Annotated in this window: 13 protein-coding genes; 1 reads left to right on the top strand and 12 read right to left on the bottom strand. The window is 64.8% G+C overall.

Annotated features, from left to right (window positions below):
- The 12 genes from EKK97_RS20315 to rplU form a co-directional block, all read right to left on the bottom strand.
- Complete coding sequence (locus EKK97_RS20315) at window positions 1–414, bottom strand: type IV pilin protein (RefSeq protein ID WP_159554739.1); 414 nt, start codon at window positions 412–414, stop codon at window positions 1–3.
- A 157-nt stretch (window positions 415–571) separates the two neighbouring features.
- Window positions 572–1,549: a 4-hydroxy-3-methylbut-2-enyl diphosphate reductase gene (ispH, locus tag EKK97_RS20320; protein WP_159554741.1), complete on the bottom strand. Its 978-nt coding sequence runs from the start codon at window positions 1,547–1,549 to the stop codon at window positions 572–574.
- Between the two features lie 188 nt (window positions 1,550–1,737).
- Window positions 1,738–2,184, bottom strand: a complete 447-nt coding sequence (fkpB, locus tag EKK97_RS20325) for an FKBP-type peptidyl-prolyl cis-trans isomerase (RefSeq protein WP_159554743.1) — start codon at window positions 2,182–2,184, stop codon at window positions 1,738–1,740.
- A 50-nt stretch (window positions 2,185–2,234) separates the two neighbouring features.
- Entirely contained in the window at window positions 2,235–2,765 is a 531-nt protein-coding gene (gene lspA, locus EKK97_RS20330) for a signal peptidase II (RefSeq protein WP_159555888.1), read from the bottom strand.
- Entirely contained in the window at window positions 2,758–5,601 is a 2,844-nt protein-coding gene (ileS, locus tag EKK97_RS20335) for an isoleucine--tRNA ligase (RefSeq protein WP_159554745.1), read from the bottom strand. Before ileS ends, lspA begins: the two co-directional genes overlap by 8 nt.
- 10 nt (window positions 5,602–5,611) lie before the next feature.
- Window positions 5,612–6,673: a bifunctional riboflavin kinase/FAD synthetase gene (gene ribF / locus EKK97_RS20340; protein WP_159554747.1), complete on the bottom strand. Its 1,062-nt coding sequence runs from the start codon at window positions 6,671–6,673 to the stop codon at window positions 5,612–5,614.
- Between the two features lie 125 nt (window positions 6,674–6,798).
- Entirely contained in the window at window positions 6,799–8,418 is a 1,620-nt protein-coding gene (murJ, locus tag EKK97_RS20345) for a murein biosynthesis integral membrane protein MurJ (protein ID WP_422672912.1), read from the bottom strand.
- Window positions 8,419–8,565: 147 nt separating this feature from the next.
- Window positions 8,566–8,832 (bottom strand): 30S ribosomal protein S20, encoded by a 267-nt coding sequence (gene rpsT, locus EKK97_RS20350; protein ID WP_159554749.1) that lies wholly within the window; start codon window positions 8,830–8,832, stop codon window positions 8,566–8,568.
- Window positions 8,833–9,029: 197 nt separating this feature from the next.
- A complete protein-coding gene (gene proB, locus EKK97_RS20355; RefSeq protein WP_159554751.1) occupies window positions 9,030–10,166 on the bottom strand; it encodes a glutamate 5-kinase in 1,137 nt (378 codons plus the stop codon).
- A gap of 151 nt (window positions 10,167–10,317) precedes the next feature.
- Window positions 10,318–11,511: an Obg family GTPase CgtA gene (gene cgtA / locus EKK97_RS20360; protein WP_159554753.1), complete on the bottom strand. Its 1,194-nt coding sequence runs from the start codon at window positions 11,509–11,511 to the stop codon at window positions 10,318–10,320.
- A gap of 84 nt (window positions 11,512–11,595) precedes the next feature.
- Window positions 11,596–11,853, bottom strand: a complete 258-nt coding sequence (gene rpmA, locus EKK97_RS20365) for a 50S ribosomal protein L27 (protein ID WP_111413374.1) — start codon at window positions 11,851–11,853, stop codon at window positions 11,596–11,598.
- 32 nt (window positions 11,854–11,885) lie between these two features.
- Window positions 11,886–12,197, bottom strand: coding sequence for a 50S ribosomal protein L21 (gene rplU, locus EKK97_RS20370; RefSeq protein ID WP_104204423.1), 312 nt, complete (start codon window positions 12,195–12,197; stop codon window positions 11,886–11,888).
- A gap of 290 nt (window positions 12,198–12,487) precedes the next feature.
- Here rplU and ispB point away from each other — a divergent pair, with 290 nt between their 5' ends.
- Window positions 12,488–13,495 (top strand): octaprenyl diphosphate synthase, encoded by a 1,008-nt coding sequence (gene ispB / locus EKK97_RS20375; RefSeq protein WP_159554755.1) that lies wholly within the window; start codon window positions 12,488–12,490, stop codon window positions 13,493–13,495.
- Window positions 13,496–13,542 lie beyond the last annotated feature (47 nt).

Raw genomic sequence — 13,542 nt, forward strand, 5'->3', positions numbered from 1 at the left:
TTACCAGCAGCCTGGAGGATTGCGGGCGCCTTGATGACTCAAGGTCAGGTTCTCCGTACAACCGTCGGAACGGCCGGCTCTCAAGGCGGCAGTGAGGAGATAAGTCGCGGCGGTGCTCGTCACGGTGATGGAGTAATGTTCACGGGGCGATAGCGAGATCACGCCACAATCCATATAGGAGTGATTGACCGTATAACAGCGTTCGAGCTGGCCTGCTGCCTCCATGAGGCCCGATAGGGCATCCGTACGCGTAGCCCGCTCGACATGACTGCGATAGCCAGGCACCGCGATCGAAGCCAGGATCGCGACCACGGCCACGGCGATCATCAGCTCGATCAGAGTAAAACCCCGCTGCCCTCGGCGCGTACCCGGGGACTCTGTCGAGCCGGGCGGACGCGGTTCGTCAATCAGCATTCCTCCGCGCTTGGTTACAATTAGTTTCAGTATGTATCATGACAACCGGACCTGCTAGGTACGTCATGCAAAAAGCCGGGCTGGGCCCGGCTTGTCTTCCCAACATGGCACGAGGATTCTCATGCATGCGGTATGGCATTTCTGCGCAACCTCCGCCTCAGGATAAGGAATCGCTGGCGATCACACGCTCACGCAGCTCACGAGGCATGGAGAAGGTGATGGTCTCAGCGCGACCGGCTAGTTCCTCCGGCGCCTCGGCACCTAATCCTTGTAGCCGCTCGATCACTCCCTTGACCAGCACTTCCGGCGCACTGGCGCCCGCGGTAATACCAACGGCGGCGACACCCTCGAGCCAGGCCGGGTCGATCTGGCTGGCATCGTCGATCAGATAGGCCGGGGTACCAACCCGCTCGGCCAGTTCGCGCAAACGGTTGGAGTTGGAGCTGTTGGGGCTGCCCACTACCAGCAACAGGTCGCAGCCGGCAGCCAGCTCACGCACCGCATCCTGGCGGTTCTGCGTGGCGTAGCAGATGTCGTCCTTGCGCGGCCCCTGGATCTCGGGAAATTTCTCACGCAGGGCATCGATCACCCGGGCGGTATCATCCATGGAGAGGGTGGTCTGGGTGACGAAGGCAAGCCGGGTGGGATCCTTCACTTCGAGGCGTGCGACATCCTCCTCGTCCTCTACCAGGTAGATGGCGCCGCCATGGGCGGTGTCGTAGCGCCCCATGGTGCCTTCGACTTCAGGATGTCCGGCATGGCCGATGAGAATGCACTCCTGGCCCCGCTTGGCGTAGCGCAGTACTTCCATGTGCACCTTGGTGACCAGCGGGCAGGTGGCGTCGAAGACCTTGAGACCACGCCGTTCGGCGTCGTCCTGCACCGCCCGGGAGACGCCATGGGCGGAGAAGATCACGATGACGTCATCGGGCACTTCGTCGAGTTCCTCGACGAAGATGGCGCCACGTTCGCGCAAGGTATCGACCACGAAGCGGTTGTGCACCACCTCGTGACGCACATAGATGGGCGGGCCGAAGACGTCCAGCGCACGATTGACGATTTCGATGGCACGATCGACGCCGGCACAGAAGCCGCGGGGATTGGCCAGTCGGATTCGCACGGAGTTAGCTTGCATGGTTACGTCGCCTTGATGCGTCGAGGCATCCAATAATGGTATTTCACGTCAGGGCTAACTCGGCGGCAGGTCTATGCGGAGGCGCTGTGACCCCATCCTTGGGCGCTACTTTTGCCTTCCCTGGCAAAAGACCTCCGCTACGACCTGCCCCCGACGCCCTTCAGGCAGTTGTACATTGAGCTAACCACTCAATGCGTCTGCGCGGGCCTCACATCCAATACCTCCACCTCAAAGGTCAGGGTACGCCCGGCGAGCGGATGATTGAAGTCCACTTCCACGTTGCGCTCGTCGACGGCGGTGATCACACCCGGCAGCTCGCCGCCAGCCGGGTCGGCGAACGACATCACCGTGCCCACTTCCGGCTCGATCTCCTCGAAGTCGTCGCGGCTCAGCATCTGCACGTTCTGCGGATTGCGCTGGCCGAAGGCGTGCTCGGGAGTGATCTCGAAGCTGCCGCTCTCACCACCGCTCATGCCCTTCAGCGGGTACTCGAAGCCGGGCGGCAAGTTACCATCACCCAGCTGAAAGGTAGCCGGCTGCTTCTCATGGGTGGAGTCGACCACGGTGCCGTCCTCCAGCTTGAGGGTGAAGTGCAGGGTCACTTCCATGCCCTCGTCGATGCGATATTCGCTCATCGTTGCTCTCGCTCGATCGGTCGTGTCTGGTGTGCAGGATAGCAGGCGACTCAACTGCGCCGGCGCGCCTGCTTGCGCCCTTCGAAAACGGATTCCCAGATCAGGCCGATCGCCCCCAGGGTAATGCCGATATCGGCCACGTTGAAGGCCGGGTAGTACCAGCCGGCCACGTGGAAAGAGAGAAAGTCGACCACGTAGCCATGCACCAGGCGGTCGTAGAGATTGCCCAGCGCCCCGCCGATGATCAATGCCAACGATGCGCCGAGAAGCTTCTCGTCGGCCTTGAGTCGGCTCATCCACACCGTGAGCGCGACACTCGCGCCTACGGCAATGACGGCAAAGAACCAGCGCTGCCAACCGGGATGGCCGGCGAGGAAGCTGAACGCCGCCCCGGTGTTATGCAGCAGCGTGAGGTTGAAGAACGGCAATACCTCCACCGGCTGACCATAGCTCAGCAGGCTGGACATCAGCGCCTTAGTGCCGAGATCCAGCAACACTACGGCGGCGGCCAGCCACAGCCAGCGCAATGGCTGGCGCATCGGCGCCACCGAGGCGTCGTCGCCCGGTTTACGGTTACGCATAATGGCGAGTCTCACCGGCGCCCTCCGGCAGGTTGCTGATGCAGCGACCGCAGAGGTCGGGGTGCTCGGCGTGGCTGCCCACGTCTTCGCGATGGTGCCAGCAGCGCTCGCACTTCTGGTGCGAGCTGGCGGCCACCGCCACCTTCAGGCCCGCCAGCTCGGTGGCCTCGGCACCGTCAATGTCCTGGCCCTCCGCCAGCGGTGCCAGGCGCACCTCACTGGTGAGCATCACGAAACGCAGCTCTTCGCCCAGCTTGGCCAGGGTGGCATGGAGTTCGTCGTCCACGAACAGGGTCACCTCGGCGGCCAGGCTGCCCTTGATCACCTTGGCGTTACGCGCATCTTCCAGACACTTGTTGACTGCCTGCTTGACCTCGAGCACCTGTTCCCAGAACTCACGCCCCATCTCGGCATTCGGCGCCAGGGTCGAGAGCCCCTCGTAGTAGGTCTCGAGCAGCACGCTGTCGCCCTTGTTGCCGGGGATGTTCTCGTAGATCTCCTCGGCGGTGAAACTGAGGATCGGTGCCACCCAGCGCGAGAGTGCCTCGACCACGTGGTAGAGGGCCGTCTGGCAGCTGCGCCGGGCCAGGGAATCGGCCTGGGTGGTGTACTGGCGATCCTTGATCACGTCGAGATAGAAGCCGCCGAGTTCACGCGAACAGAAAGTGTGCACCTGCTGGTAGACGTCGAGGAAGCGGTACTCCTCATAGGCCTTCTCGATGCGCGCCTGGAGCTGGGCGGCACGGTCCACCACCCACTGGTCCAGTGCCAGCATGTCGTCGAAGGCCACGCTGTCGCGGGCCGGATCGAAGCCGTTGAGGTTGGCCAGCAGGAAGCGCGCGGTGTTGCGGATGCGCCGGTAGACGTCGGCGGTGCGCTTGAGGATCTCGTCAGAGACCGCCATCTCGCCCGAATAGTCGGTGGAGGCGACCCACAGGCGCAGGATATCGGCCCCCAGCTTGTCCATCACCTCCTGCGGCGCCACCACGTTGCCCATTGACTTGGACATCTTGCGACCCTGGGCATCGACGGTGAAACCATGGGTGAGCAGACCGCGATACGGCGGGTGGCCGTCGATGGCGCAGCCGGTCAGCAGCGAGGAGTGGAACCAGCCGCGGTGCTGGTCGGAGCCCTCCAGGTAGAGATCGGCACGCGGGCCGCTCTCGTGGCCGTGGGGGTGCGAACCGCGCAGCACATGGCGGTGAGTGGTGCCGGAGTCGAACCAAACGTCGAGGGTATCGGTGACTTTCTCGTACTGTGCCGCCTCGTCGCCCAGCAGCTCGACCGGGTCGAGACGGAACCAGGCGTCGATACCCTCGCGCTCGACGCGCTTGGCAGCCTCCTCCATCAGCTCGACGGTGCGCGGGTGCAGCTCGCCGGTAGTTTTGTGCAGGAAGAACGGGATCGGCACGCCCCAGTTGCGCTGGCGCGAGATACACCAGTCGGGACGGTTGGCGATCATGGCGTGCAGCCGCGCCTGGCCCCAGGCCGGGGTGAACTGGGTCGCCTCGATGCCCTCCAGCGCCCGCTCGCGCAGGGTGCGCCCATCTTTCCCTTGGAGGTCCATGCCCACGAACCACTGCGCCGTGGCGCGATAGATCACCGGGGTCTTGTGGCGCCAGCAGTGCATGTAGCTGTGGGTGATGACCTTGTGCGCCAGCAGTGCGCCGACCTCACGCAGCTTGTCGACGATCTGCGGATTGGCCTTCCAGATCAGTTGGCCGCCGAAGAACGGCAGGTCGTCGGCGTAGACGCCGTTGCCCTGTACCGGGCTCTTGATCTCCTCGAACGCCATGCCGTGGGCGCGGCAGGTGACGAAGTCGTCGACGCCGTAGGCCGGTGCCGAGTGAACGATACCGGTGCTGCCCACCTCGGACTCGACGTAGTCGGCCAGATAGACCGGCGAGAGGCGGTCGTAGAACGGGTGACGGAACTCGATCAGGTCGAGCGCCGCGCCCTTGGCGGTGGCGATCACCTCACCCTTGAGTTCGTAGCGCTCCAGACAGCTCTCGACCAGCTCTTCGGCCAGCACCAGCAGGCGTTCGCCGGTATCGACCAGGGCGTAGCTGAACTCGGGATGCACGTTGAGCGCCTGGTTGGCCGGCACGGTCCAGGGCGTGGTGGTCCAGATCACGATGGCGGCAGGCTTGGGCAGCTCGGCCAGGCCGAAGGCGGCGGCCAGCCTGGCCTCGTCGGCGGCCGGAAAGGCCACGTCAATGGCATCGGATTTCTTGTCCTGATACTCCACCTCGGCCTCGGCCAGTGCCGAGCCACAGTCGAAGCACCAGTTGACCGGTTTCAGGCCCTTGAATACGTAACCGGCGGCTACCATGTCGGCCAGCGCACGGATCTCGCCCGCCTCGTTGGCATAGTCCATCGAACGGTAGGGGTTGTCCCAGTCCCCGATCACGCCCAGGCGCACGAAGTCGGCGAGCTGGGTCTGGATCTGCGAGGCGGCGTACTCGCGGCACAGTGCCCGCGCCTGCTCGGGCTCGAGGTGCTTGCCGTGGGTGGTTTCCACCTTGTGCTCGATGGGCAGGCCGTGGCAGTCCCAGCCAGGCACGTAAGGGGCATCGAAGCCGGCCAGGTTCTTCGACTTGACGATGATGTCCTTGAGGATCTTGTTGACGGCGTGACCGATGTGAATGCTGCCGTTGGCGTAGGGAGGGCCGTCGTGCAGCACGAAGGTCTCGCGGCCGCGGCGCTCTTCACGCAGGCGCTGGTAGAGCTTCATGTCCTGCCACTGCGACACCCGGCCGGGCTCGCGCTGAGGCAGGTTGCCGCGCATGGGAAAGTCGGTTTCGGGCAGGTTCAGTGTGTGCTTGTAGTCGCTCATATCCTGGGAGTCAGCCGTCGTCTTGGTCGGCGGAACGTCCCGCCGAGGATTCGGAATTCGCAGCTTCGCGCGCCAGCGGCGCCGAAGCCAAGGGAAGAGAGTCGTCTGCCAGGCCAAGCTCCCCGGCCACATGGCCCGGGCTGTCAAAGAAGCGGCGAGCACGGGCCTGGTCGGCCATGATCTGCTGCTTGAGCGCCGCGAAGTCGTCGAACTTCACCTCACCACGCAGCCTCGCACAGGGAAACACCGTGATCCGTTTGCCATAGAGGTCGCCGTCGAACTCGAACAGATGCACCTCCAGTACCGGCCTGTCGCTGCCCACGGTAGGCCGCCAGCCGACATTGGCCACGCCGGTGTGACGCCTGCCGTCGGGCAGCTCGGTCACCACCGCATACACGCCGCGCAGCGCCAGGGGCAGGCGCGGCAGCGGCAGGTTGGCGGTAGGCACGCCGATGGTACGCCCACGCTGTTGATCGGGCACCACACGCCCCGCCAGGCGGTAAGGGCGCCCCAGCATCCTGGACGCTTGGGCGAAGTTGCCGCTGGCCAGCAAGGTGCGCACCCGGGTGCTGGAGACCCGCTCGTCGTCCAGCGTAAAAGTTCGGGTATGCTCGACGCCGAACCCCTCTGCGCCGCGCCGCTCACCCTCCTCCGCCAGCAGGTTGAAGTCGCCGCTCCGATCGCAGCCGAAGCGAAAATCGTCGCCCACCACCAAATGGCGCACGCCCAACCCTTCGACCAGCACCAGATCGATGAATTCCACCGCGGTGAGGCTGCGCAGGCGCTCGTTGAACGGCAGGCAGAGCACGTAGTCCACCCCGCTCTCGCCCAACAGACGGACTTTCTCGCGCAGGCGGGTCAACCGTGGCGGCGCCTGATCGCCGGCGAAAAACTCCCGGGGCTGGGGTTCGAACACGACCACGGTGACTGGCAGGCGCAGCTTCGAGGCCTGCTCGCGGCACTGGTCGAGAATCGCCTGGTGGCCGCGGTGCACGCCATCGAAGTTGCCGATGGTGGCCACGCAGCCGCGATGCTCGTCGCGCAGATTGTGCAGTCCTCGAATGACTTCCATTCAGTCTTCGCTAAGCCTTCTGGTTGAAAAACGTACAAAGGGGAAGATTATAGCGAACCCCTGTCCCCTTGACAGCCGGCGATCCGCTTCACTGGGCTTCCGGCTCCCACACCGATCGGGCACCCTCACCCCCGCATACGGAAATGTCGCGGCCTGACTCCCAGCGCCGCCAGCCAGGCGAAGTACACGGCCGCTCCGACCACTACCAGCAGCGCCAGCCACTGCACCCGCGCCCATACGCCCCACGCGAGCCACTGCTGCCAGTCCGGCGCCAGCCAGGCCAGGCCCACGCTCATCACCACACAGCCGCCCACCAGTTGCACGGCGTAGCGGCCCCAGCCGGGCTGGAACACCAGTACGCCCTGCTTGCGCAGCAGCCAACCCAACAGTCCGGCATTGAGGAAGGCCGACAGCGCCGTGGCCAAAGCCAGGCCGGCATGGGCCAGCGGCCAGATCAGAATCAGGTTGAACACCATGTTGGCCACCATGGCGATGATGCCGACCTTGACCGGGGTCTTGGTGTTCTGGCGGGCGAAGAAGCCCGGTGCCAGCACCTTGATCAGCATGAAGGCGACCAGGCCGAAGGCATAGGCGCGCAGACTCATCGCCGCCATGGCGATGTCGTGCTCGGTCATGGCGCCGTAGTGGAACAGCGAGATCAGCAGCGGTTCGGCCAGGATCGCCAGCGCCAGCGCCGCCGGTAAGCCCAGCAGCAACACGGCACGCACCGCCCAGTCGAGCATGGCGGCGAAGTGCTCGCCCGACTGTTCGGCGTGGCGCTTGGAGAGCGCCGGCAGAATCACCGTACCGATGGCAATGCCGAACACCCCCAGCGGCAGCTCCACCAAACGGTCGGAGTAGTAGAGCCACGAGACACTGCCGGGTGTGAGCAACGAGGCCAGCACGGTATCCAGCAACAGGTTGATCTGCGATACCGAGACACCGAACAGGGCCGGGGCCATCAGCACCAGGATGCGCTTCACCCCGCTGTGGGCGAAGTTGGGCCACGGGCGCGGCATCAGCCCCAGGCGCGTGAGGAACGGCACCTGGAAGGCAAGTTGGGCGACACCGGCGATCAGCACGCCCCAGGCCAGCGCCATGGCCGGCTCGCTCATCAGCGGCGTGAGCAGTACGGCGGCGCCGATCAGCGAGAGATTGAGCAGTACCGGCGTGAAGGCCGGCACGGCGAAACGATTCCAAGTGTTGAGTACGCTGCCGGCGAAGGCCGTCAGCGAGACCAGCAGCAGGTAGGGGAAGGTCAGCCGCAGCATGTCGGCGGTCAGCGCCAGCTTGGCCGGATCGCGGCCGAAACCAGGGGCGAAGAGCCACACCAGCCAGGGCGCGGCGAGCATCGCCAGGGCAGTGATCAGCGCCAGCACCGCAGTAAGACTCCCGGCCACGGCATCGAGCAGCTCGCGCACTTCGCGCTTGCTGCCGCGCGTGGCGTATTCGGAAAGCACCGGCACGAAGGCCTGGTTGAAGGCGCCTTCAGCAAACAGCCGGCGCATGAAGTTGGGAATCTTGAAGGCGACGAAAAAGGCATCGGCACCACTGCCGGCGCCGAACAGGGTCGCCACCACCACATCACGCACCAGCCCCATGACCCGCGACAACATGGTCATGGCCCCCACCACCAGACCGGAGCGCATCAGCCCCCCGGCCTTGGGTGCAATGGCCCGGTCGTCATCGGCCACCGTGAGCGGCGCCGCTTCCTCGGGCTTGGGCAACTGCTCGCGTTCCGTCACCTTCTGCTTTCCTCACCAGACTCGTTCGATGTGGATCATCCCGCTTGGCAGGCACAAAAAAACCGGCCTAAGCCGGTTTTTTCAAGAGATCGCGATGCGCATGGCATTGGGGCACTAACGCTCGCGATGTCTCCAAGGCGTCCGGCTTTACGCAGCCAGCGCCTTAATTCGCGCGTTCAGGCGGCTCTTCAGGCGTGCAGCCTTCTTCTTGGAGAGCACGTCCTTGTCGGCGATGCGATCGATGACCGGCTGCGCCTTCTGGAACTCGGCCATGGCAGTCGCGTGATCGCCACCGTTGATGGCCTTGATGACGCGCTTCACGTAGGTACGCACCATGGCGCGCTGGCTCGCCTTCAGAACACGACGGCCTTCCGCCTGACGGGCACGCTTGCGGGCTTGCTTGCTGTTTGCCACTGACTATCTCCTGGAAAACTTTAACGCCGCCCGATCGGGGGCGGCATCGATAACGATTTGTCCGGCCTGAAAATTTCACTTCCCAGCCGGTCTGGCCATGGCGTCAACCCGAAGGTTGTCGACGGGCCGTGTCTGAGAGGATGGCGCATACTACCACAGGTACCCGGCGTCATGCTACAGGCCCCATGAATACTGCCTCACAGCACGACGAGGTTGTCGCGATGGATCAACTCGGGCGCCTCCATGTAGCCCAGGATCGCCTCGATCTGGTGACTCGGCTGGCCGAGGATACGGCGAGCTTCGTCGGCGCCATAGTTCACCAGCCCCTTGGCGATCCGTTCGCCCTGCTCGTCGAGGCACAGCACCATGTCGCCGCGCACGAAGTCGCCCGTCAGTGCCTTTACGCCCACTGCCAGCAGGCTCGATCCGCTGCCACGCAGCACCTTGACTGCGCCGGCATCCAGCGTCAGGCTGCCGCGCACCTGCAGTTGGCCGGCCAGCCAGCGCTTGCGCGCCGCCATCGGCGCTTCCTCCGGGCATAACAGCGTGCCCAGTCGCTCACCCTCGATCAGTCGGGTCAGCACCTCGGGCTGGCGCCCGCTGGCGATCACCGTGACGGCACCGGAGCGGGCCGCCAGGCGTGCCGCCTGCACCTTGGTGGTCATGCCACCACGGCCCAGCGCACCGCCGCCGCCGGCCACCGCCGCCAACGCCGGATCATCGGCGCGACCTTCCTGGATCAGCATGGCCGCCGGGTTGTGGCGCGGATCGGCGTCGAACAACCCCTCCTGGTCGGTGAGGATCACCAGCGCTTCGGCCTCGAGCAGGTTGGCCACCAGCGCACCGAGGGTGTCATTGTCGCCGAAGCGGATCTCGTCGGTCACCACGGTATCGTTCTCGTTGATCACCGGCACCACGCGCAGGTCGACCAGGGTACGCAGCGCCGAGCGGGCATTGAGGTAGCGCTTGCGGTTGGAGAGGTCGTCGTGGGTCAGCAGCACCTGGGCAGTGAGCAGGCCATGGCGCGCGAAATGGTGCTCGTAGCACTGGGTCAGACCGTTCTGACCCACCGCCGCGGCGGCCTGCAGCTCATGCACCGCCGAAGGTCGGGCCTGCCAACCCAGCCGCACCATGCCGGCCGCCACGGCGCCCGACGACACCAGCACCACCTCGAGACCCTGACGATGCAGCGCGGCGATCTGGTCCACCCAGCCACCAATGGCCGCCTCATCGAGCCCGCGCCCATCGTTGGTCAACAGCGCGCTGCCGATCTTTACCACCACCCGGCGAGCGCCACGCAGCGCATCGCGACCCGGAACCCGCTCGTTGCTCACCTGTTCACTCTCCAACAAAGGCTGAACCTCAAACCCAGAGAAACTGAGCGAGCGACGGCCAGACAAGGCACACCTTGGCGAAAGAGCGGAGTTTGCTGTTGCAAATAGCCAAGGTGTAACGCCGTATGGCCGAGCGCAGCCAGTTGTTACCTCAAGGAGCGTATTCGACCTCGACATCGTAATCATCATCATCGAAGTCATCGTCATCTTCGTCCTGATCGCGGCGCTTGCGCCGGCGACCCAACCGCGCCTCGGTGCGCGCCACCGCCTCAGCCTCCATGCGTTCACGCATCTCGCGCTCGCGCTCGGCGGCCTCCTCATCCTCGTTTTCCAACCGGCGCTGCTCGGTGAGCCAGCGATGCGCCGCCTGTACCAGGGCATCGGTGCCTTCTCCACTGATTGCCGAGATGCGGAACACCGGCCCTTCCCAGCCAAGCCCTTCGACGATGGCTGCTACTCGCGCCTCGCGCTCCTCTTCCGGCACGAGGTCGAGCTTGTTGAGCACCAGCCAGCGCGGACGCTCGGCCAGGGTCGGCGAGAACTGCTCGAGTTCGTGGGCGATGGCCCGGGCCACCTCGACCGGGTCGGACTCGTCGAACGGCGCCACGTCGACCACGTGGAAGAGCAGGCGGGTACGAGTCAGGTGCTTGAGGAAACGCAGCCCCAGCCCGGCACCGTCCGAGGCACCCTCGATCAGCCCCGGCACGTCGGCCATCACGAAGTGCTCGTGCATACCCAGCTTGACCACGCCGAGGTTGGGCACCAGGGTGGTGAAGGGGTAGTCGGCCACCTTGGGTTTGGCCGCGGACACCGAGCGGATCAGGGTCGACTTGCCGGCATTGGGCATGCCCAGCAGGCCGACATCGGCCATCACCTTCATTTCCAGGCGCAGGTTGCGCCGTTCGCCGTCGGTGCCGGGCGTGGTCTTGCGCGGCGCCCGGTTGGTCGACGACTTGAAGTGAATGTTGCCGAGCCCACGGCGGCCACCCTGGGCCACCAGCACCTGCTGGCCGATCTCGGTGATGTCGGCAATCACTTCGAGGGTGTCCTCGTCGATCACCGTGGTACCCACCGGCACCTTGACCACCAGATCGCTGCCGGCCCGGCCGCTCATCTGGCGCCCCTGGCCGGGACGTCCGCTCTCGGCCTGGTAGAAACGCTGATACTTGAAATCGATCAGCGTGTTGAGGGCATCGTCCCCGACCAGGTAGACGCTGCCACCATGCCCGCCGTCGCCGCCATCGGGACCACCCTTGGGCACGTATTTCTCGCGGCGGAAACTAAGGCAACCATTGCCGCCCCTGCCGGCTTCCACGATGATCGAGGCTTCGTCGACGAACTGCATTGTGACTCTCCCGACGGTCTCTACCGTCATGATACAAGAAGGCCCCGCCTGAGCGGGGCCTTCCATCTGCCGGTTCGAGCGTTCTCAGGCGGAGACGACGCTGACGAACTTGCGGTTCTTCGGACCCTTGGTCTCGAACTTGATCACACCATCGCTCAGGGCGAACAGAGTGTGGTCGCGGCCGACGCCGACGCCGGTACCGGCGTGGAAGCGGGTGCCGCGCTGGCGCACGATGATGTTGCCAGCGGTGACGGCCTGGCCGCCATACAGCTTGACACCAAGGCGTTTGGATTCTGAATCGCGGCCGTTACGGGTAGAGCCGGCTGCCTTCTTATGAGCCATTGCAAAGTCCTCGCTCGTTAAGGGGAAGCCGCTTAGGCGGAAATCCCGGTGATCTTGACTTCAGTGAACCACTGACGGTGGCCCTGACGCTTCATGTGGTGCTTGCGGCGACGGAACTTGATGATGCGGATCTTCTCGCCACGGCCGTGGGAGACGATCTCGGCAGCCACCTTGGCACCATCGACCAGCGGAGCGCCAACGGTCACGTTGTCGCCATCGGCAACCAGCAGCACCTGGTCGAACTCGACGGTTTCGCCAGTCGGGATTTCCAGCTTCTCGAGCTTGAGAGTCTGCCCTTCCTGAACGCGGTACTGCTTGCCACCGCTCTTGATTACTGCATACATGTGCGTATCTCTCCAGAACTCATCGGGGTTGGCTCTTCATCGACCTGCTTCGAGTGGCGCCCCTTTTGGCAGCCATCTGACAGGGAGCGTGATGAGTGGGCCGCGCATTATAACCGCGCCCAGCATACCATTCAAGCGACCTCGAGCCTTACAGGCAGAATGGCGCTGCCGTACCTCCGGGCCCACCGCAGCATAGCTTGACGCTCTCTTGGGGGGCCATAGCATGACCCGCAACCCAAGGCCACTGCCAAAGTCCGGCAGGCCGGCCCACAGCCCGATGACACTGCCCCATGCCAGCCAACGCCTCTACCCGCTCGTCTGACAGCAACACCTCCGCCTCGTCGCTCCATGCAGCGGTCGCCGACGATTTCGCTGCGGTCAACCGCACCATCATGGAACAGTTGGCTTCGCGGGTTCCGCTGGTGGAAACCATCGGCCAATACATCATTGCCAGCGGCGGCAAGCGTCTGCGCCCTCTGTTGGTATTGCTCGCGGCCCGCGCACTGGGCTACGAGGGCGACAAGCACATCTCGCTGGCCACGCTGATCGAGTTCATGCACACCTCGACCCTGCTGCACGACGACGTGGTCGATGAGTCCCATATGCGCCGCGGCCGTGCCACCGCCAACGAAGCCTGGGGCAACGCCCCCTCGGTGCTGGTAGGCGATTACCTCTATTCCCGCTCCTTCCAGATGATGGTAGGAATCGGCTCGCTCAGGATCATGGACGTTCTGTCCAGCGCCACCTGCGTGATCGCCGAGGGCGAGGTGCAACAGCTGGCCAACGTGGGCAACCCCGACATCGACGAGGCGGTCTACTTCGAAACCATACAGGGCAAGACCGCCATGCTGTTCGAAGCGGCCACCCACAGCGGTGCCATCCTGGCCGAAGCCGACCCACAGCAGGAAGCGGCACTACAATACTATGGCCGCTATCTGGGCCTGGCGTTCCAGCTCGTGGATGACCTGCTCGACTATCAGGGCGACGCCCAAACCATGGGCAAGAACGTGGGCGACGACCTCGCCGAGGGCAAGCCGACCCTGCCGCTGATCCAGGCCATGGCCGCCGGCACCCCCGACCAGGCCAAGACGATTCGCCAGGCCATTCGCCAGGGCGGGCTCGAGCAGTTGGACGAAGTGCTTGCCATCGTGCGCGACACCGGCGCACTGGACTACACCCGCGCACGGGCCGAGGAGATGTCGGCCAAGGCGCTGGAGCAGCTCGATTTCCTCCCTCCCAGCCGCTATCGCGACAGCATGGCCAACCTCGCCCGCCTGGCGGTGGAACGCCAGAGCTGAGCGGCACGAACCCTGGCCACAGGGGCTTGCAAGGACGAAGGTTTTGC

It is taken from the genome of Billgrantia tianxiuensis, assembly GCF_009834345.1.
Classification (GTDB): Bacteria; Pseudomonadota; Gammaproteobacteria; order Pseudomonadales; family Halomonadaceae; genus Halomonas; species Halomonas tianxiuensis.

Excerpts from the sequence above, each read along its gene's own strand:
- fkpB (WP_159554743.1), bottom strand. The coding sequence starts at position 2,184 with ATGAGCGAATATCGCATCGACGAGGGCATGGAAGTGACCCTGCACTTC.
- cgtA (WP_159554753.1), bottom strand. The coding sequence starts at position 11,511 with ATGCAGTTCGTCGACGAAGCCTCGATCATCGTGGAAGCCGGCAGGGGC.
- EKK97_RS20315 (WP_159554739.1), bottom strand. The coding sequence starts at position 414 with ATGCTGATTGACGAACCGCGTCCGCCCGGCTCGACAGAGTCCCCGGGT.
- ileS (WP_159554745.1), bottom strand. The coding sequence starts at position 5,601 with ATGAGCGACTACAAGCACACACTGAACCTGCCCGAAACCGACTTTCCC.
- ispB (WP_159554755.1), top strand. The coding sequence starts at position 12,488 with ATGCCAGCCAACGCCTCTACCCGCTCGTCTGACAGCAACACCTCCGCC.
- rpmA (WP_111413374.1), bottom strand. The coding sequence starts at position 11,853 with ATGGCTCATAAGAAGGCAGCCGGCTCTACCCGTAACGGCCGCGATTCA.
- ispH (WP_159554741.1), bottom strand. The coding sequence starts at position 1,549 with ATGCAAGCTAACTCCGTGCGAATCCGACTGGCCAATCCCCGCGGCTTC.
- rplU (WP_104204423.1), bottom strand. The coding sequence starts at position 12,197 with ATGTATGCAGTAATCAAGAGCGGTGGCAAGCAGTACCGCGTTCAGGAA.
- ribF (WP_159554747.1), bottom strand. The coding sequence starts at position 6,673 with ATGGAAGTCATTCGAGGACTGCACAATCTGCGCGACGAGCATCGCGGC.
- lspA (WP_159555888.1), bottom strand. The coding sequence starts at position 2,765 with ATGCGTAACCGTAAACCGGGCGACGACGCCTCGGTGGCGCCGATGCGC.